This is a genomic window from Rhizobium sp. SRI_017 (assembly GCF_057586295.1).
In genome coordinates, this window is record NZ_JBYCZP010000074.1 from 1 (window position 1) to 946 (window position 946).

2 protein-coding genes are annotated in these 946 nt (G+C 60.7%); both read left to right on the plus strand.

The features are described from left to right. Positions 1-198 (plus strand): ABC transporter permease subunit (locus AC2YI2_RS35060; protein ID WP_487391131.1); only part of this gene is annotated, 198 nt, incomplete at its 5' end. Positions 199-233: 35 nt separating this feature from the next. Continuing rightward, the coding region (locus AC2YI2_RS35065; protein WP_487391132.1) for an ABC transporter permease at positions 234-946 on the plus strand (713 nt) is incomplete at its 3' end.

The window sequence follows — 946 nt, forward strand, 5'->3', positions numbered from 1 at the left end:
GTCCTTACCGGGGCGTTGGTCACGGAGACTGTGTTTACCTGGCCGGGAATGGGTCGGCTGTTCCTCGATAGCCTTGGCTACAGCGACTACCCGGTCGTCATGGGACTGCTGATGTTCTCCGCCATATTGGTAATCGGGTGCAACTTTATCGCCGACATCGCCGTGGCCATCATCGATCCCCGCATCCGCTTGAGCTAAGCGCCTAAGTCCACGCCCAACAGGAGGCACTCGTCATGACCGCTATCGTCATCAATCCGGGATCGGACCGCTGGTGGAACAGCCGCGCGGCTCACCGCTTCATGAGCCATCATCTGGCACTCCTGGGCATAGCGATGATCGTAGCGCTGACGCTATGTTGCGTCGTCGGACCCTATTTGCTTCCATATGATTCCCTCTACATCGATCTGCGGGCGCGCTTTGCAGGCCCGTTCACTGGCCATCATTATCTCGGCACCGATCCCCTAGGACGCGATGTCGCAGCGCGACTGTTCATGGCCGGTCGGACCTCGCTTCTCGTCGGCTTCTCCGCGATGCTCTTGTCGACGCTTGTTGGAACGGTCGTCGGCGTCATAGCGGGATATCGCGGCGGCTGGATCGGGGCGTCGCTGATGCGCACGGTCGATGGCTTCCTGGCGTTTCCGTCGATCTTCCTGGTGTTGGCTCTCGCCGCTGCTCTCAAGCCCAGCCCGATCATGATCACCGTTGTCATCGCCGCCAGCAGTTGGATGGAGGTTGCGCGCATCGTCGAGGCCGAGGTCCACTCTCTCCGCGAGCGGGAATTCGTACAAGCCGGGCGCATGTTGGGATTGAGCGGTACCCATATCATGTTCCGCGAGATCCTTCCCAACGCCATCGGTCCGATTATCGTCGCCTCCACGCTGACGATTGCCCGCGCGATCCTCATGGAGGCCTATATCAGCTTCCTCGGCTACGGAATCCAGCCGCC